Source organism: Streptomyces sp. NPDC002564 (genome assembly GCF_042889645.1).
Lineage (GTDB): Bacteria > Actinomycetota > Actinomycetes > Streptomycetales > Streptomycetaceae > Streptomyces.
Genome location: NZ_JBIARE010000001.1, coordinates 653,380 through 672,209, shown reverse-complemented (window position 1 = coordinate 672,209; position 18,830 = coordinate 653,380). Strand labels below are relative to the sequence as shown.

Annotated in this window: 14 protein-coding genes; 7 read left to right on the top strand and 7 right to left on the bottom strand. The window is 67.4% G+C overall.

Going from position 1 to position 18,830, the window contains the following annotated elements; genetic code table 11:
• Positions 1 to 52 precede the first annotated feature (52 nt).
• The 6 genes from ACFYXE_RS03080 (at position 53) to ACFYXE_RS03055 (ending at position 7,120) form a co-directional block, all read left to right on the top strand.
• Positions 53 to 1,840: an ABC transporter substrate-binding protein gene (locus tag ACFYXE_RS03080; RefSeq protein WP_361168439.1), complete on the top strand. Its 1,788-nt coding sequence runs from the start codon at positions 53 to 55 to the stop codon at positions 1,838 to 1,840.
• Between the two features lie 96 nt (positions 1,841 to 1,936).
• Entirely contained in the window at positions 1,937 to 2,917 is a 981-nt protein-coding gene (locus ACFYXE_RS03075; RefSeq protein WP_361168436.1) for an ABC transporter permease, read from the top strand.
• Between the two features lie 12 nt (positions 2,918 to 2,929).
• Complete coding sequence (locus ACFYXE_RS03070; RefSeq protein ID WP_361168433.1) at positions 2,930 to 3,955, top strand: ABC transporter ATP-binding protein; 1,026 nt, start codon at positions 2,930 to 2,932, stop codon at positions 3,953 to 3,955.
• Positions 3,956 to 3,981: 26 nt separating this feature from the next.
• Positions 3,982 to 5,022, top strand: coding sequence for a dipeptide ABC transporter ATP-binding protein (locus tag ACFYXE_RS03065; protein ID WP_361168430.1), 1,041 nt, complete (start codon positions 3,982 to 3,984; stop codon positions 5,020 to 5,022).
• An 855-nt stretch (positions 5,023 to 5,877) separates the two neighbouring features.
• Positions 5,878 to 6,321 carry a hypothetical protein gene (locus ACFYXE_RS03060; protein WP_389308299.1) on the top strand — a complete coding sequence of 148 codons (444 nt, stop codon included), beginning with the start codon at positions 5,878 to 5,880 and terminating at the stop codon, positions 6,319 to 6,321.
• A gap of 166 nt (positions 6,322 to 6,487) precedes the next feature.
• Complete coding sequence (locus ACFYXE_RS03055) at positions 6,488 to 7,120, top strand: hypothetical protein (RefSeq protein WP_389308297.1); 633 nt, start codon at positions 6,488 to 6,490, stop codon at positions 7,118 to 7,120.
• Between the two features lie 59 nt (positions 7,121 to 7,179).
• Here the strand turns inward: ACFYXE_RS03055 and ACFYXE_RS03050 are convergent, their stop codons facing one another.
• The 7 genes from ACFYXE_RS03050 to ACFYXE_RS03020 form a co-directional block, all read right to left on the bottom strand.
• Positions 7,180 to 8,346: a dipeptide ABC transporter ATP-binding protein gene (locus ACFYXE_RS03050; RefSeq protein WP_361168427.1), complete on the bottom strand. Its 1,167-nt coding sequence runs from the start codon at positions 8,344 to 8,346 to the stop codon at positions 7,180 to 7,182.
• The gene (locus tag ACFYXE_RS03045; protein WP_361168424.1) at positions 8,339 to 9,397 is read right to left on the bottom strand and encodes an ABC transporter ATP-binding protein; all 1,059 of its coding nucleotides are present in this window, start codon (positions 9,395 to 9,397) and stop codon (positions 8,339 to 8,341) included. The genes ACFYXE_RS03050 and ACFYXE_RS03045 overlap by 8 nt, the downstream gene beginning before the upstream one ends.
• An 11-nt stretch (positions 9,398 to 9,408) precedes the next feature.
• Positions 9,409 to 10,371, bottom strand: coding sequence for an ABC transporter permease (locus ACFYXE_RS03040; RefSeq protein ID WP_389308294.1), 963 nt, complete (start codon positions 10,369 to 10,371; stop codon positions 9,409 to 9,411).
• Positions 10,364 to 11,293, bottom strand: a complete 930-nt coding sequence (locus ACFYXE_RS03035; protein ID WP_389308291.1) for an ABC transporter permease — start codon at positions 11,291 to 11,293, stop codon at positions 10,364 to 10,366. Before ACFYXE_RS03035 ends, ACFYXE_RS03040 begins: the two co-directional genes overlap by 8 nt.
• Before the next feature lie 86 nt (positions 11,294 to 11,379).
• Complete coding sequence (locus ACFYXE_RS03030; protein ID WP_389308289.1) at positions 11,380 to 13,005, bottom strand: ABC transporter substrate-binding protein; 1,626 nt, start codon at positions 13,003 to 13,005, stop codon at positions 11,380 to 11,382.
• A gap of 479 nt (positions 13,006 to 13,484) precedes the next feature.
• Positions 13,485 to 15,392 carry a translational GTPase TypA gene (gene typA, locus ACFYXE_RS03025; protein WP_361168412.1) on the bottom strand — a complete coding sequence of 636 codons (1,908 nt, stop codon included), beginning with the start codon at positions 15,390 to 15,392 and terminating at the stop codon, positions 13,485 to 13,487.
• A 291-nt stretch (positions 15,393 to 15,683) separates the two neighbouring features.
• The gene (locus ACFYXE_RS03020) at positions 15,684 to 18,032 is read right to left on the bottom strand and encodes an ABC transporter family substrate-binding protein (RefSeq protein WP_389308286.1); all 2,349 of its coding nucleotides are present in this window, start codon (positions 18,030 to 18,032) and stop codon (positions 15,684 to 15,686) included.
• A gap of 476 nt (positions 18,033 to 18,508) precedes the next feature.
• On the opposite strand from ACFYXE_RS03020, the gene ACFYXE_RS03015 reads away from it, so the two are divergent.
• Positions 18,509 to 18,826: a hypothetical protein gene (locus ACFYXE_RS03015; RefSeq protein WP_361180836.1), complete on the top strand. Its 318-nt coding sequence runs from the start codon at positions 18,509 to 18,511 to the stop codon at positions 18,824 to 18,826.
• Positions 18,827 to 18,830 lie beyond the last annotated feature (4 nt).

Here is an 18,830-nt window from a genome sequence, read left to right as displayed (position 1 = left end):
GTGCCGGTCCGTTCCCCGCTCCTCTTCTTCGACAATCAGGGTTGGTAGCCACATGTCTCTCTCCCGCAGAAACTTCGTCGTCGCGACCTCGGTCGCGGCCGGTGGATCCATGGTCCTGTCCGCCTGCAGCAGCGGCGGCTCCGGCGACGGCGGCAAGGGCGGCACCCACGGCGGCGCCACCGAGTACACGGGCGCCGAGGTGAAGATCGGCACCGCGGACGACTCCAAGGGCCCCGCCCCCGAGGTGCCCGGCGCGAAGAAGGGCGGCACGATCTACGGCGTCGCCGAGGACGACGTGTCGCACATGGACCCGCAGCGCATCTACTTCGCGTACAACTCCTCGGTCGCCAACCTCTTCGCCCGCGCCCTCACCGGCTACTACATCGACCCCAAGGGGAAGATGACCCTGGTCGGCGACCTCGCCACCGACACGGGCAAGGCCTCGGACGGCAACAAGACCTGGACCTTCACGCTGAAGGACGGCCTGAAGTGGCAGGACGGCAGCGAGCTCACCGTCGAGGACGTCCGGCACGGCTTCGAGCGCGCCTGGGCCCCCTTCATCACCGAGGGCGCCTCGTACGTCCAGACCGCGCTGACCGGCAAGGGCGCCAAGTGGCGTGACGCGTACGACGGCCCGTACAAGGGCAAGCACCTCGACTCGATCGTCATCGACAAGGCGAAGAAGACGATCACCTTCAAGCTGCAGGAAGCCCGCCCGGACTTCAACTTCACCCTGGCGATGACCTCGTACTCCCCCGTGCCCGTCAAGCACGACACCAAGGAGAAGTACGACAAGGCGCCCTTCTCCTGCGGCCCCTACCTCGTCAAGCACCGCTCCATCGACAAGTCGATGACGCTGACGCGCAACAAGCACTGGGACGCGAAGACCGACCCGATCCGCAACGCCTACCCGGACAGCTTCGAGTTCGAGTTCGGCCCCACCGGTCTCGACTCCTGCGACCGCTTCATCGCGGACCAGGGCAAGGACCAGCAGATGATCGCGATCTACGAGCCCATCCCGGCCGAGCGCATGCAGAAGGTGCTCAGCACCCCGGCGGTCAAGAAGCGGTCCTTCAACGGCCTCTCCTCCGGCACGTACTACTACGCCATCAACACCAAGCGCATCACCGACGTCGAGGTCCGCAAGGCCCTCAACATCGCGTGGCCGCTGGAGCAGATCCGCCGGATCTACGGCGGCGAGTCGGCCGGTGACCTGGCGACCACCATCCTCAGCCCCGACATCATCGGCCGCGAGAAGTTCGACGTCTTCGGCAAGCTGAAGAAGCCCGCCGGCGACCCGAAGCGCGCCAAGGAGATCCTGAAGAAGGCCGGCAAGCTCGGCCAGAAGATCGTCTACGCCTTCCCGCAGCGCCCCACGTACGACAAGACCAAGGTCGTCATCGAGAACGCGCTGAAGGCCGCCGGCTTCGACCCGGTCATCAAGCCGCTCAACTCGACGGACTACTACGACCAGGCCCAGCGCATCGACAACAAGTTCGACGTCATGTGGTTCGGCTGGTCCCCGGACTGGCCCACCGCCTACACCCTCATCCAGCCGCTCTTCGACGGCGAGGCCATCGGCGACGGCCAGAACAACATCTCCCAGACCGACATCGGCTGGATCAACGAGGCGATCAAGAAGAACTCGGTCATCTCGGACCAGAAGGAGGCCGGCAAGGCCTGGGCCGCCCTGGACAAGCGGATCATGACCGAGGTCGTGCCGATCATCCCGGAGACCTACCAGCGCCGCTTCTACCTGCACGGCTCCAAGGTCGGTGGCGCGCAGCACGACCCGCAGTTCGCCGCGACGCTGATCTACAAGACGTACGTCAAGGCCTGACGACCCCAGCGGCGGGGCGGCCCCTGATTCCGGGGGCCGCCCCGCCCCCTCCCCACCCACGGCATCCGTCGGCATCCGTCAGGAAAACCAACTGCCATGCTCCGCTTCCTCCTTCGCCGCATCGTCGGTGGCGCGGTGATCCTGCTGATCATCAGCGTTCTCGTCTTCGTCCTCTTCTACGCCGCCCCGCGCGACCCTGCCCGGCTGGCCTGCGGCAAGGTCTGCTCGCCCGAGACGCTGGACCTGGTGCGGCACAACCTGGGGATCGCCGATCCGCTGCCCGTGCAGTACTGGCACTGGTTCGAGGGCCTGTTCGTCGGCCGTGACTACGCCTCCTTCGGCAACTGCCCCGCGCCGTGCCTCGGGTACTCCTTCCGCAACCGCGAGCCGGTCCTCGGCACCATCCTGGACCGCTTCCCGACCACCATCTCGCTGTCGCTCGGCGCCGCCGCCGTCTTCGTGGTCTTCGGCGTGGGCACCGGCATGCTGGCCGCCCGCAAGCAGGGCAAGGCCATCGACAAGATCGCCTCCTCCGCGTCGCTGATCGCGTCCTCGCTGCAGATCTACGTCGTCGGCGTCTTCGCCGTGTACCTCTTCACGTACCAGCTGCAGTGGCTCGACCGGCCCCAGTACACGCCGATCGGCGAGAACGCGGGCTCCTGGTTCTCCGGCCTGCTGATCCCCTGGCTCGTCCTCTCGCTGATCTTCACGGCGAACTACACCCGCATGACGCGCTCCCAGATGGTCGAGACGCTCAGCGAGGACTACGTCCGCACGGCCCGCGCCAAGGGCCTCTCCGGCCGCGCGGTCTTCTTCCGCTTCGCCTGGCGCGGCGCGATGGGGCCGATCGTCACCATCTTCGGACTCGACCTCGGCGTCCTCCTCGGCGGCGCGATCATCACCGAGAAGACCTTCGCGCTGCACGGCATCGGCGACCTGTCGGTCCGGGCGGTCAACACCAGCGACCTGCCGATGCTGCTCGGCGTCGTCCTCGTCGCCGCCACCGCGATCGTCGTCTTCAACATCATCGTCGACGCGGTGTACGCCCTCATCGACCCGCGCGTGCGCCTCGCCTAGGAGCCGGAACCCATGAGCACCCCCTTCCTCTCCGTACGCGACCTGCGCGTCCACTTCTCCACCGAGGACGGCATGGTCAAGGCCGTGGACGGCCTCGACTTCGAGCTGGAGAAGGGCAAGACCCTCGGCATCGTGGGCGAGTCCGGGTCCGGCAAGTCGGTCACGAACCTCGCCATCCTCGGCCTGCACCACAAGGACAGCACCGCCATCGACGGCGAGATCCTGCTCGACGGGCAGGAGCTCCTCACCGCCACCGAGCGGGAGCTGGAGCGGCTGCGCGGCAACAAGATGGCGATGATCTTCCAGGACGCCCTGGCGTCCCTGTCGCCGTACCACACCATCGGCCGGCAGATCGGCGAGACGTTCCGCAAGCACACCGGCGCCTCCAAGAAGGAGGCGCGGGCCCGGTCCATCGAGATGCTGACGAAGGTCGGCATCCCGCAGCCCGACCTGCGCGTGGACGACTACCCGCACCAGTTCTCCGGCGGCATGCGCCAGCGCGCGATGATCGCCATGTCGCTGGTCTGCAACCCGTCGCTGCTGATCGCGGACGAGCCGACGACGGCCCTGGACGTGACGGTCCAGGCGCAGATCATGGACCTCCTCAAGGACCTCCAGCAGGAGTTCGGCACGTCGATCATCTTCATCACGCACGACCTGGGCGTGATCGCCGACATCGCGGACGACGTCCTGGTGATGTACGGCGGGCGGTGCGTGGAGCGGGGCACGAAGAAGGAGGTGCTGCGCGCGCCGCAACACCCCTACACCTGGGGCCTGCTGGGCTCCATGCCCTCGCTCGACGGCCCGGTGGACGTCCCGCTGTCCCCGATCCCCGGCACCCCGCCGAGCCTCCTCAACCCGCCCTCCGGGTGCCGCTTCCACCCGCGGTGCGCGTTCACCGAGCAGGTCGGGGGCGGACGCTGCTCGGGCGAGCAGCCGCTCCTCGAACTGACCGGCGGCCGGGGCGCGGCCTGCCACCTCACGGCCGAGCAGCGCACGGAGTTCTTCGCGGACTTCGCAGGCACGCGCACCGACTGACGTACAAGAGACGGGATTTCACGACGATGAGCAGCACCCCTCCCACGCCTCTCCTGGATGTCAGCGGGCTGACCAAACACTTCCCGGTCATGGGCGGCTTCCCGTTCAAGCGGAAGATCGGCGCCGTGCAGGCCGTGGACGGCCTGGACTTCACCGTCGCCGAGGGCGAGAGCCTGGGCCTGGTCGGCGAGTCCGGCTGCGGCAAGTCGACGACGGGCCGGCTGATCACCCGGCTCCTGGAGCCGACCGGCGGGCAGATCTCCTACCGCGGCCAGGACATCACGCACGCCTCGCGCAAGCAGCTGGCGCCGGTCCGCTCGGAGATCCAGATGATCTTCCAGGACCCCTATGCGTCGCTGAACCCGCGCCAGACGGTCGGAAAGATCATCTCCGGCCCGATGGAGGTCAACGACATCGACCCGCCGGGCGGCCGCGAGGCGCGGGTGCGCGAGCTCCTGGAGACGGTGGGCCTCAACCCCGAGCACTACAACCGCTTCCCGCACGAGTTCTCCGGCGGTCAGCGCCAGCGCATCGGCGTCGCCCGCGCGCTGGCCCTGGAGCCGAAGCTGATCGTGGCGGACGAACCGGTCTCCGCGCTGGACGTCTCGATCCAGGCGCAGGTGGTGAACCTGCTCCAGAAGCTCCAGAAGGACCTGGGCATCGCGTTCCTGTTCATCGCCCACGACCTCGCGGTGGTACGGCACTTCTCGCAGCGGGTCGCCGTGATGTACCTGGGCCGGATCGTGGAGATCGCCGACCGCGAGAGCCTGTACGGCAATCCGCGCCACCCCTATACCCGCGCGCTCCTCTCCGCGGTGCCCGAGGCCACCGCGGACGACGTGCCGCGCCGCGAGCGGATCCTGCTCACCGGCGACGTGCCCTCCCCCGTCAACCCGCCCTCGGGCTGCCGCTTCCGCACCCGGTGCTGGAAGGCGACGGACAAGTGCGCGACGGACACCCCGCCGCTGGTGCGGATCGACGGCAACCGCGACGGTCACCTGACGGCCTGCCACTACCCGGAGTCGGCGGCCGAGCCGGCCGTCCCCGCGGCGCGCAAGGCCCTCTGAGCGCCCGCGCGCCGAACCGGCCCGCCTCCCGAACCGGCCCGCCCTCCCCCTTGACCCGAGCGGGGCGCGGCCGGTTCCGGGCCCACCGGCCGGCGGGCCTGGGCGAGGAGCCCACGCCAGTCACCGGCACCGGCGCGGCCGCGCTGATCGGCTCACTGCCGGCGGTGCCGGACCAGCGGAGATTCCTGGCCGGCCGGGTGGAGGAACTCCTGGCGGCTCGCCCTTCTTCCACAGGCCGGGCCACTATGCCGCGAGCCGGTGCCAAGCCGGGAGCCGCGCCCCGATCGGGGGGGCGGAGACGGCGGCATGCCGGCCGCTGGCTGAATCGTCGACAGCCGACCGAGCTTCGCCCGCTACCACTCGGCCCCTTCCGCGCTGCCGTCGCTAGCGGAACATCACGGCGAGTCGGCGTGAACACGCAGTGCCGCGCCTCTCGTGCGTCACTCCGTATCGCTGCGGTCGAAAAGGCCCAGCGCTCCATGGCAGTGGAAGCGCCGCAAGCGCGCTCTCCACCCCCGTGTTCCGGCAGACCGGTTATCGCCCCACTCGCACGGGTCAGACCTCATGTCCAGTCGGATACCAGTCCAACAAGTCCACGCCCGCGAAAACAAATCGAAGGCAAACCGGCGCGCCAAGTTGGATCGCGAATCTGAGATCGTCTCAATACCGACGATTGACTTATTCTTTTCGAATTGCGCGCGAAAGGTTGCCGACATGGTCCACCTTTGTCCAGCCATGAGGCATTCCATTTGTGACGGAAAATCTAGTCGCCCAAAATCTTGTTGCCCCTCCTCAATGCATATGATCTGATCGTTGACGGAAATCACAAGCCACCCGAAAGACAGGAAAAGGTAGATGAAAATTCACTCAAGGAAGACCGCATTCAGGGTCATCGCACCACTCGTCATGTTAATTGGCTTGGGTGCCGCCACAGCCCCGACAGCCACTGCCGCAGACAACAACTGGAAGTGCACGTCCAAGAGCTGGAAGAGCGCGGACGACCCGGGCGGTCGCGACTCGAAGGTCATCTTGCGCAACCCGCGGGACAGCACCGACCACTTCGCCCTGAACTGGGAGGCGAAGGGTGAAAAGCTCTACGCCGTAAACGCCTCGAGCATCTACAAGACGGAATACAGGGCAACATTCCAGGGAATCGCAGAGAAGTGGTACTGGATCCTGAAGCCCGGTGAGACCGTCGTGGACAACTTGGACCTCCCCGAGGGGCACCACACGCAGATCAGTGCAGCTTCGGATGCTGCCAACATAGGCCGCTGCTACAACAACAATGGCCGCACCTGAGGCCTGGCCGTAAGAACAGGCCCTTTCCTTCGGCATCCTAGATAGTCCTTCCAATCCACGCATGTGGCTGGGCCCGCTCTCCTGGACCGAACTCCGGGCCGGGACAGCGGGCCGTCGCGCGCCGGAGGCCTGCCCCATAGTGAGTGCACCTGATCGGGAGGAAGGCATGAAGATAAGGGCTGCGGTATCGATCTCCATCCTGGTCGCAACTGCCACGAGCTGCTCAACTCAGAGCCAAACCGCACACGAAGAAATCGGTTCGTGCAAGGAAGGCCGCTTTTCTTGGCAAGTGAATACCCGTTGGCGACTGACCGTACTCGATGACCTAGAGAATCTCGGGCCAGGAAAGCGACACACCTTTCACCCTCTGACCTACAGACCGAGAGTCAGCAAAGTCACAGGGTCCACGGCACATCTCAGCAAATCCGATATATCCCATTCGCTGCTGAAAAAGGTTCAGGCCGGGAATTCCTCGGTGAATCATCTGATCGATGCGGGAACCAGCACTGCGAGCGAGGCACGCAGTTTGGCGATTGAACCCGGCAACAAAATGCAAGCGGTCTACTACAGAGGCATCTTATCTGTTGATGCGAAGTACGCTTTCCGCTGCCTCAGTAATCCGGAGAAGGACACCAACGGCCAAGTCTTCACCTGGGACAGGGACTCACCAACCACTGGCCTGGTGAATTGCCTTGCCAGACCCGAGGACAACTCGCGTAGCCCCTTGGCCAAGAGCGCGATCAGACAGCGCTGCCCAACGGGAAGTCCAGCGACCGCTCAGGCGAGCCCACGAAAGTAGAACGGGTGCCCCAAGCATGATTCGCTTGGGGCACCCGTCAGCTGTATGGAGTTCGGATCTCACGCCGCGTGGACGACGTCCTTCTCCTCGGCGAAGTGGCACGCCGACTCGTGCGCGGCCGGGGTGTCCTTGCCCTTGAAGCGCTCGGGGACCGCCAGGAGCGGAACCTCCTTGGAGCACTTGTCCTCCGCCTTCCAGCACCGGGTGCGGAAGCGGCAGCCCGAGGGCGGGTTGGCCGGCGAGGGCACGTCCCCGGTGAGGATGATGCGCTCGCGGCCCTCACGGGCCTCGGGGTCGGGCACGGGCACCGCGGAGAGCAGCGCCTGCGTGTACGGGTGCGTCGGGTGCTCGTAGATCTGCTCGTCGGAGCCGATCTCCGCCATCTTCCCGAGGTACATCACGCCCACGCGGTCCGAGATGTGCCGGACGATCGACAGGTCGTGCGCGATGAAGAGGTAGGAGAGGTTGAACTCGTCCTGGAGCTTCTCCATCAGGTTGATGACCTGGGCCTGGACGGAGACGTCCAGGGCCGAGACCGGCTCGTCGCAGATGATGATCTCGGGGTTGAGGGCCAGACCGCGCGCGATGCCGATGCGCTGGCGCTGACCGCCCGAGAACTGGTGCGGGTAGCGGTTGATGTACTCGGGGTTCAGGCCCACCACGTCCAGGAGGTCCTGGACCTTCTGGCGGCGCGAGCCCTTCGGGGCCACCTCGGGGTGGATCTCGAAGGGCTCCCCGATGATGTCGCCCACCGTCATACGCGGGTTGAGCGAGGTGTACGGGTCCTGAAACACCATCTGGATGTTGCGGCGCACGGCCTTCAGCGCGCGGCCGGACAGCTTGGTGATGTCCTGGCCCTTGTAGAAGACCTCGCCCGCGGTGGCCCGCTCCAGGGTCATCAGGAGCTTGGCGACCGTGGACTTGCCACAGCCGGACTCGCCCACGATGCCCAGCGTCTCGCCCTGGTACAGGTCGAACGAGATGCCGTCGACCGCCTTGACGGCGCCGATCTGCTTCTTGATCAGGATTCCCTGCGTGAGCGGGAAGTGCTTGACCAGGTTGCGGACCTGGAGGATCGGCTCGCCGCGCTCCACCGGTGCCTCGATGGCCGCGACGGCCTCCTCGGCGGTGGTCGCGTCGACCGTTTCCACGTCGGAGACGTTCGGGGTGGCGTCGGTGGGCTCGTCCGTCTTCGAGAGCTTCGAAGCCTTCGTCGGCTCAGCCATGGATCGTCTCCTTCCAGAAGTGGCACGCGCTGCCGCGGCCCGGCAGCTCCGCGCCGTCCTGCTCGGTGACCGGCACCAGCGGCGGGATCTCCGTGCGGCAGATGTCCTGCGCCTTGGGGCAGCGCGGGTTGAACGCGCAGCCACCGGGGATCCTGAGCAGGTTCGGCGGCAGGCCCTTGATCGCGTAGAGCTCCTGGCCCTTCTGGTCCAGGCGCGGGATCGAGTCGAGCAGACCCCGGGTGTACGGGTGCGCGGGCCGCTTGTACAGCTCGTGCACCGGCGCGGTCTCGACGATGCGGCCCGCGTACATGACCGCGATCTTGTCCGCGACGTCGGCGACGACGCCGAGGTCGTGGGTGATCAGGATCAGGCCCATGTTGTACTCGCGCTGCAGCTCCGCGAGCAGGTCCATGACCTGGGCCTGGACCGTCACGTCGAGCGCCGTGGTGGGCTCGTCCGCGATGATCAGGTCGGGCTCCAGGGCGAGCGCCATCGCGATCATGATGCGCTGGCGCATACCGCCGGAGAACTGGTGGGGGTAGTCGTTCACCCGGTCCTTGGCGGCCGGGATCTTGACCTTCTCCATCAGCTCGACGGACTTGGCCTTGGCCTGCTTGCGGCTGAGGCCCTCGTGCACCCGGAACATCTCGCCGAGCTGGTAGCCCACCGAGAGCACGGGGTTGAGCGAGCTCAGCGCGTCCTGGAAGATCATCGCGATCTTGCGGCCGCGGATCTTCCTGCGCTCCTCGTTGGACATCTTCAGCATGTCCTGGCCGCGGAACAGGATCTCGCCCTGCGGGATCTTGCCGGGCGGCATGTCGAGGATGCCCATGATCGCCTGGGCGGTCACGGACTTGCCGGAACCCGACTCGCCGAGGACGGCGAGCGTCTCGCCCGCGTCCACGCTGTAGTTGACGCCGTTGACGGCCTTGACCACACCGTCGCGGGTGTGGAACTCCACGTGCAGGTCCTTGACGTCCAGGAGCCTGCCGCTCCTCTCCTCGCCCGAGCGGGGGGCGGGGATCGTGTCTTCCTTGATGTCGATGCTCATGTACGCCTCCCTCAGCGCAGCTTCGGGTCGAGGGCTTCGCGTACGGCGTCACCCATCATGATGAACGCCAACACCGTGATGCTCAGCATTCCTGCGGGGAAGATCAAGGTGTGCGGGTTGTTCCGGATGTCGCTCAGCGCGTCGGAGATGTCGCCGCCCCAGGAGAGCGCGTCCCCGCCGAAGCCGAGGCCCAGGAAGGAAAGCGTCGACTCCGCGACGATGTACGTGCCCAGAGCGATCGTCGCGATGACGATGACCGGCGCAATGGCATTCGGCAGGATGTGCCGGAACAGGATCCGCTTGGTGCCGGCTCCAAGGGCCTTGGCCGCCATGACGTAGTCCGCGTGCCGAGTGGTGATGACCGCGCCACGCATGACGCGGGCGATCTGCGTCCAGCCCAGGAAGGCGAGGGCGCCGGTAATGACCCAGACATTGCGTTCGGTGAAGGCGTTCAGCACGACCATCGCGCCGAGCAGGAACGGGACTCCGAAGAACACGTCCGTGAGCCGCGACAGGATGCTGTCCCAGAGACCACCGAAGTAGCCGGCCAGCATTCCGACCAGTCCACCGACGAGCGTGACGAGGATCGTCACACCGAATCCGACCACGATCGAGTTCCGGGCGCCGTACACCACACGCGCGTAGATGCTCCGGCCCTGACGGTCGTAGCCGAACCAGTCCGCCTGGAAGAAGTGACCGAGGTTCGGCTTCTCCAGGAAGTGGTTGGTCAGGTCGCCGGTACGCGGATCGGCGTTGGTGAACAAGCCCGGGAAGGCCGCGACGAGCAGCACCACGAGGATGAGAAGCGCGGAGATCACGAACAATGGCCGACGGCGCAGATCACGCCACGCGTCGCCCCACAGGCTGCGGGGCTTGCCCGCCGTCTCCACGGCATCCGTGGCCTTGGCGTCCGCATCGACGATCGCCACGGCGTGGGCCTCGTCCGTGGCCGGGGTCTTGGTGAGGTCAGGCATAACGGATCCTCGGGTCAAGAACGGCGTAGAGAAGGTCGACGACCAGGCTCGCGAGGAGATACACGAGGACAAGGACCGTCACGATGCCGACGATGACGGCACCCTCTCGGTTGCTCAGCGCGTCGAAGAGCAGGTTGCCGACGCCGGTCACGTTGAAGATGCCCTCGGTGATGACCGCGCCTCCCATCAGGGTGCCGATGTCAGTACCCAGATAAGTGACGACCGGGATCAGGGAGTTGCGCAGCAGGTGCCGGGTGATGATCCGGTGCCTGGGCAATCCCTTGGCGACCGCGGTTCGCATGTAGTCCGCCTGCCGGTTCTCCGCGATGGAGGTGCGGCTCAGGCGCGCCACGTAGGCGAGTCCGACGAGGCCGAGGACGAGCGCGGGCAGAATCAGCTGCTGGAAGTTCTCGGAATCCTGGACCGTGGGTGTCACCCAGCCGAGTTCGTTGCCGAAGATCAGCTGGAGGAACAGGCCGAACACGAAGATCGGGACGGAGATCACCAGAAGGGTGAAGAGCGTGACGGTGTTGTCGACGATCCGGCTGCGCTTCACACCTGCCAGGACGCCCAGGGCGATACCGACGACGAGTTCGAAGGTCCACGCCATGGCCGCGAGCCTCATCGAGACCGGGAAGGCCTGCTTGATCTCGTCGAGGATGGGCCTGTTGCCCGCGATGGTCTTGCCGAAGTCGCCCTGCAGCAATCCGCCCATGTAGTGCAGGTACTGCTGCCAGAGCGGCAGGTCGAGCCCCCGGTCATGTCTGATCTGCGCGACCTGCGCCGGGTCCGGCGGCTTGTCTCCCCAGAGCGCCCGCACCGGGTCGCCGGGAAGGACATTGACCATGAGGAAGATCAGCAGGGTTGTCCCGATGAAGACCGGGATCATCTGGAGCAGTCGCCGTGCGACGTAGCGCCCCATTGGTGCCTCCGTCCATTGCGGAGCCGCCCGTGAGCGACGCCCGGGATCACCGGGCGTCGCTCACGGAAGCGGTACTCCGACGACTACTACTTCTCGAAGACCTGGACCTCGGAGAGAACCGGGTCGCCGGCCTGGTCGAACTCGACGTTCTTCACGTTGTTGGAGTGCGCGGAGAGCGTCTTGTTGTACCAGAGCGGGATGCCCGGGAAGCTGTTCTGCAGCTCCTTCTCCGCCTGCTGGTACAGCTTGGCCGACTCGTCGATCGTCTTGGCCTGGTCGGCCTTCTTGTTCAGCTCGTCGAACTTCTTGTCCGAGAAGCCGCCCTTGTTGCCGTCGACGCCGGTGCCGTACAGGTCGGCGAGGAAGTTGCCGTTGAACGGGTAGTCGAGGACCCAGCCGGAACGGTAGATCGACTTGACCTTCTTCTGGTCACGGATCTCCGTGTCGGCCGCGAAGTCGGTCACCGGGTCACCGACGCACTTGACGCCGGTCGACTTCGTGATGCTGTTGCAGACAGCGACGACCCAGTCCTTGTGCGGCTGGTCGGCGTTGTACTGGATGGAGATCTTGTTGCCCGGGACGCCGCCGCCGTCCTTGATGAGCTGCTTGGCCTTCGTGGCGTCGAACTTGCAGTACTCGCCACAGGCGTCCTGCTGGTAGCCCTTCACGCCCTTGGCGACCCAGCCCGTGGCCGACTCGCGCGTCCCGTGGAAGACGGTCTTGGCGATGGTGTCACGGTCGATCGCCATCGACAGGCCCTGCAGGACCTTGACGTCGATGTCCTTCCACTGCTTCGTGTAGAAGGCCGGGTTGATCGTGTTGATCGCCGAGAAGTCCTGCTCGATGGCGCGGTCGCCGAAGTCCTGCTTGAAGTTGGCGATCTCGCTGTTCGGCACGAGCGGCATCGTGTCGACGTTGTCGGACTTCAGGTCGGCGTAGGCGGCCGTGTCCTTGGAGTAGGCCTTGAAGTCGATGCCGCCGTTCTTCGGCTTGTCCTCGCCCTTGTATCCACCCCAGGCACGGACCGAGATCAGCTTCTTGTGATCCCACTTCTCGAACTTGTAGGGACCGTTGCCGACCGGCGCCTCGCCGTACTTCTTGGGGTCCTTCAGCGCTGCGGAGGGCAGCGGGAAGAAGGGCTTGTAGACGAGCTTGTACGCGTAGTAAGGGACGCCACCCTTGAGCGTGATGGTGAAGGTGTTGTCGTCGACGACCTTCAGGCCCGACATTTCCTTCTTCTTGGCCTTGCCCTTGGCCGGGTGGACCTCGTCGTAGCCGACGATGTCGCGGTACCAGGAGCTGTTCTGCTGGCCGTTGGCCGGGTCGGCGGCCCAGTTCCAGGCGTCGACGTACGACTTCGCGGTCACGGCCTCGCCGTTGTGGAACTTCCAGCCCGGCTTCAGCTTGACGGTCCACACCTTCGAGTCCTTGTCGGGGGTCACCGACTCGGCGTTCTCGTAGGTGATGTTCCCCTGCTTGTCGTAGTGGACAAGCCCGGTGAAGAGGGAGTCGATGACGACGCTGCCGTACGCCTCCATGGTGTTGGACGGCTGCAGAGCGTTCTGCGGCTCACCGTTGGCGTAGCTGACGATCCCCTTGGGGTCGACCTTGCCGCTGCCCTTGCTGTCACTGTCGCCGCCGCCACAGGCGGTGGCCGTCAGCGCCACAACACCGGCTATCGCGACCCACTTGGCGCTCTTGGCACCACGCATGGGGTTCCTCCTCATGAGTCCACTTGTTCACTACAAGAGGGGGTACGTGCAACCGCGCCGACACCCCTGACGGCGAAGATCGAGTACCCCAGTGTGCTCGTGAGTCGGCGCTCCCCACAGCGCGTGACCCATTGACCCGAGCTATACGCGGTCAACTATTAGCCATGAGGTACCCCTCGACCACACCCTTTTGGTCTCGGTTCAATCACACCTGCCCCGTACAACTTCCAAAATCCGGACAAACCGATCCGAGATAGATGGTTGCGAAACGGACGTGTTACACATCTAACGGTCAGTGACGTCCGCATAGCGGACACTCCGGGGTGGAAAACCACTTGCCGGGAGCGCCCGGCACGGCGACGGCCACACCGTACTCGCCTGGGGAAACAGAGGAGGCCGACTTCCGCCCGACTCCCTCGGGAGCGGTGGAAATCGGCCTCGTGAGCGGCTCTGTGCCGCTAACTGCCTACGTCAGTGGGTCAGTTGTGCTTGGCGCGCGACGCGGAGCGGCCACGCTCCTTCTGGTCCAGGACGACCTTGCGGATGCGCACGGCCTCCGGGGTCACCTCGACGCACTCGTCGTCCCGGCAGAACTCCAGGGACTGCTCCAGGGACAGCTTGCGGGGCGGCACGATCGCCTCGAAGGAGTCCGCGGAGGCGGAGCGCATGTTGGTGAGCTTCTTCTCCTTGGTGATGTTCACGTCCATGTCGTCGGCGCGGGAGTTCTCGCCGACGATCATGCCCTCGTACACCTCGGTGCCGGGCTCGGTGAACAGCACGCCGCGCTCCTGGAGGTTCGTCATCGCGAACCCGGTGACGGCGCCGGCCCGGTCGGCGACCAGCGAGCCGTTGTTCCGGGTCGTCAGCGTGCCGAACCAGGGCTCGTGGCCCTCGTGGATGGAGTGGGCGATGCCGGTGCCGCGGGTGTTCGTCAGGAACTCCGTACGGAAGCCGATGAGGCCGCGCGAGGGCACCACGAACTCCATGCGGACCCAGCCGGAGCCGTGGTTCGACATGTTGTCCATGCGGCCCTTGCGGATGCCCATGAGCTGTGTGACGGCGCCCATGTGCTCCTCGGGGACGTCGACCGTCAGGCGCTCGACGGGCTCGTGCGTCTTGCCGTCGACCTCCTTGGTGACGACCTGCGGCTTGCCGATGGTCAGCTCGAAGCCCTCACGGCGCATCTGCTCGACCAGGATCGCCAGCGCGAGCTCGCCACGGCCCTGGACCTCCCAGGCGTCGGGGCGCTCGGTGTCCAGGACGCGGAGCGAGACGTTGCCGACGAGCTCCTTGTCGAGGCGGTCCTTGACCTGGCGGGCGGTGACCTTGCGGTCCTTGACCGCGGACTTCGCGGCCGCGCCCTTGCCCGTGCCGCCCCGGCCGACCAGCGGCGAGGTGTTGGTGCCGATGGTCATGGAGATGGCCGGCTGGTCCACCGTGATCAGCGGCAGCGCGATCGGGTTCTCCGGGTCGGCCAGGGTCTCGCCGATCATGATGTCGGGGATACCGGCGACCGCGCAGATGTCGCCCGGGCCCGCCATCTCGGCGGGCTTGCGGGTGAGCGCCTCGGTCATCATCAGCTCGGTGATGCGGACGTTGGCGATGGTGCCGTCCCGCTTGATCCACGCGACCGTCTGGCCCTTGCGCAGCTCGCCCTGCTCGACGCGGAGCAGCGCGATGCGGCCGAGGAAGTTGTCGGCGTCCAGGTTGGTGACGTGGGCCTGCAGCGGGGCCGTCTCGTCGTACGTCGGGGCCGGGACGCTCTCCAGGATCGTGGAGAAGAACGGCTCCAGGTTGGTGGAGTCGGCCGGGACCGTGCCGTCGTCCGGCTTGGTCAGCGAGGCGATGCCGTCACGACCGCAGGCGTACACGATCGGGAACTCGATCTGGTCCTCGTCGGCGTCCAGGTCGAGGAAGAGGTCGTACGTCTCGTTGACGACCTCGTCGATGCGCGAGTCGGGACGGTCCGTCTTGTTGATGCACAGGATGACGGGCAGCCGCTGCTGCAGCGCCTTGCGCAGCACGAAGCGGGTCTGCGGGAGCGGGCCCTCGGAGGCGTCGACCAGCAGCACGACCGCGTCCACCATCGACAGACCGCGCTCGACCTCGCCACCGAAGTCGGCGTGGCCGGGGGTGTCGATGATGTTGATCGTGATCGGTTCCCCGCCGTCCTTGGGGTGATACTTCACCGCCGTGTTCTTGGCGAGGATCGTGATGCCCTTCTCACGCTCCAGGTCGTTCGAGTCCATCATGCGGTCGTCGAGGGACTCGGCGGCGTGCGCGGCGAACGAGCCGGCCTGCTTGAGCATGGCGTCGACGATGGTCGTCTTGCCGTGGTCGACGTGAGCGACGATGGCAACGTTGCGGATGTCGTGGCGCGTGGCCATAGTGCGGCGTACTCCTGGAGTGAGTGGACGGTCGCGCGTACATCTGAGGTACACGAACCCTGCCGGGCTGGACACGCCACGGCCTCACCCCAGTCTACGTGTCCCCCACGGAGGCAGCCTCCGCGGGGGCTTCAGGGGGGTGCGAAAAGCCTGGGGAACTTTGGGGAAACAGCAGGTCAATGGGTAACACGAGCTTGCCCGCCGGGGTGTCCCGCGGGCAAGAGAGTTGAGCGGAATCTGAGCCGGCGCACTCCGGCCGGGCGCTCGCCCCGCCGGAGTGCGCCGCCGGTGCTACTTGGCGGACGGCTCGCCGGAGGGCTTCGCGCCCGGCTTGAGGAAGCCGATGTCCTCGTAGTCGGGGGCCTGGAAGCCGAACGCGCCCGCGTTCGCCAGGTTCGGCCGGGACGCCATCAGCTGGGGCCGCTGGTAGAGCGGGATGGAGCCCGCCTCGGCCCAGATGCGGGCGTCCGCCTTGCGGACCAGGGACCGCGCGGTCTCCTCGTCCAGCTCGCCGGCGGCCTGGTCGAAGAGCTGGTCGATGTGGTCGGTGCCGACCCGGGTGTAGTTCTGCTCGACGTTGAGCGAGCCGTCGGCCGCCGGGACGGGCTTGGCGAAGATCGGGCGGGCGTCGGTGGCCGGGAAGGCGGACGCGGGCCACGAGTACAGGGCCAGGTCGTACTGGCCGGACGCGATGTGGTCCTTGAAGTAGCTGTCGTCGGACACCTTCGCCGTCTCGGTGCGGACACCGATCTTCTCCAGCATCCGCGAGATCCGGTCGGCCACCGTGCGCAGCGACTCCGAGCCCTCCCCGGAGGGGAGCACGAAGCGCAGGGTCAGGGGCTTGCCGTCCTTGGCGAGCGGACCCGCGGCCGGTGCGCCCGCCACCGCCTTCGGCGCGGCCGTCCCCTTGGGGGCGTACGCGCCGGGGGCGCCGCCCTTGGCCTGGTCCCGGGCGCCCGAGTGCGCCTCGGACCGGCTCTTGGCGTGGCTCTTGGCGTGGCTCTTCGCGTGCTCGGCGGGCTCCTTCTTCTTCTCCTTGTCGGCCTCGCGGGGCAGCCCGAGGGCGTCGGCCTGCCGGTTCAGGACGGCCCGCTGGTAGGCGGCCGCGGGGGCCGGAGCGAGCACCGAGGTGCCGTTGTCGCCGGGCTTGCCGTCGTCCTCGCCCACGATGTACGTGCCGTCGTCGGAGGAGTCCTCGCCGGAGTCCTTCTTGGACTTCTTCGCGGATTCCTTCGCGTCGGACTCGGCGCCCGCCGTCTTCTCCTTGGACCCGTCCTTGTCCTTCTTGTCCTTCAGCGGGCCGCCCGGCACCCAGCCGGCGTCCGCGAGGAGCGCCCGCGCCTCGGCGGTGTCCTGCTCGCCGAGGGCCCCGCTGTTGTCCGCGTACGCCTGCTGGCCGGCGAGCGCGAGGTGGCTGCCGACCGGCTCGGCGGGCAGGCCGAGCGGCTTGAGCACGGTCCTGGCCAGTTCCTGGCGGTTCAGGGCGCGGGCCACGGCCCGGCGCACCCGGTCGTCGGCGAGCGGCCCCTCGGAGCCGTTGAGGGCGAGCTGGGTGTACGCGGGCTCCAGGGACTTGCGCACGACATAGCCGCGCAGGCCCGCCTGCTCGGTCGCGTACTTCTGGACCGCCTTGGCGGCCTTGGCCCGCTGCTCGGTCTCCGCCTCGGCGGCCTCCTCGTCGGAGCCGTGCGCGATCGCCCAGGAGCGCAGCGCCTTGCCGGGGGTGAGCGCGGCGCCGGGGCCGTGCGCGAGGGGGCCCTGGGTGCCGTGGTCGCGGGCGGCCAGCGCGATGCGTCCGGCCTGCGCCGCGTCGATCGCGGCGAGGTCGACCGTGCCCTTGGCGAGCGCCTCGGCGCGCTCGCCGGGCGCCACCTTGCGCAGCACGAGCTTGTCGAGCTTGGCCGGGCGGCCCCACCAGCGCGGGTTGCGCGTCAGCGTCACACCGTCGGCCTTGCGGTCGACGTCCGCCAGGGCGAAGGGACCCGCGGTCACCTTCAGCTTGCGGCGGGCCCCGTCGTTGAAGGAGTCGGGGGTGCCCATGACCTGCTTGGGGTACAGCGGCGAGAAGAGGGAGCGCCAGTCCGCGTACGGCTTGGCGAAGGTGACCCGCACCTCCAGGTTGTTCGCCCCGCGCTCGATCTTCTCGATGCGGTCGTATCCGGCGTTGCGCGCCGTCCAGTACGCGGTGTCCTTGCCGGACAGGGCGCGCCACTGCGCGGCGAAGTCGTCGGCGCCGATCTCCCGGCCGTCGCTCCAGACCGCCTGCTGGTTGAGCTTGTACAGGACGACCTGGCGCGGCTCGTTCTCGACGACCTCGGCGGACTCCAGGAAGTCGGCGTTGCGCTGCGCCCTGCCCTGCCCGTCCAGGCGGAACAGGGACGGCAGGACCGCGCCGGCGACGCGGGCGGTGCCCTCGTCGGCGTCGGCCTGGAAGGAGTTGAACGTCTCGGGCAGCGCGTCGACCGCCCAGTTCATGGTGCCGCCGTCGGCGACCAGGTCCCGGGCCGCGGGGGCGACGTCCCGGCCCGCGGTCGGCCGTCCTGCCTCGTCGTTCGAGCTGCATCCGGCGAGGGCGGGCAGAGCCAGCACCCCCGTCGCGAGGAACACGACAGATCTGACTCTGGCGCGGTCGTGGGACATGGCTGGTACCTCCGGGGTCCGGGGCTCGCCCGGCCGCCCGCTACCTGGATCGGGCCGGGTTTGATCACGTTTGGCGGTATATGGTGCTGATCACATCTATCGCTCCACTGAAGGCGACCCGACACGCCCCACGGGGGAGACACGGCGGCGCGGCGCCCATATCCCACTCGTGCGGCCCAACGGGGCTCCGGACGGCCCACGGGGGGCGGGCCCGCGGCCCGGATCGGCCACCGATCCGTCCCCGATCCGCCCCCGGTCCGCCCCCGGTCCGCCCTCGGTCCGCCCTCGGTCCGTTCACCGATCCGTTCACCGATCCGTCCTCGTCGGTCGAGGTCGGCGCGATCGGCGCGTGATCCGGCGCATTCACCGCCCCCGATCCGGCAATCGCTGCAGATCTCTTCACAAGCCGGGATGTGACGCGCGACACTCGCAGGCGCATGAGCGTTGCCACCGCACCCCCGAAGTGAGGGCAAGTAATGGCTCTGCACGATGAATTGACGGCAGTTCAGCGATGCGTGGACGACCTGGTCCGCACCGTCGACCGACTCGAACGGCAGGCCGGCGACGCGCTGGCCGGGGTGGACGTACGGCGGGTCCGCACCGACGCCGACCACCTGCGCGAGAGCGTGGCCCTGCTGCGCGCCGCGGCCCCGCCCCCGGCGTCACCCCGCCCCGACCCGCAACGGCGGGACGTGGTGACCATCCCCGACACGCCGTACGACAGCTCCCTGTGGGCCCACGGCACAGACCTCGACGACGAGGGCCTGGGCGGCCGCGACCGCCACGCGCCCTGACGCA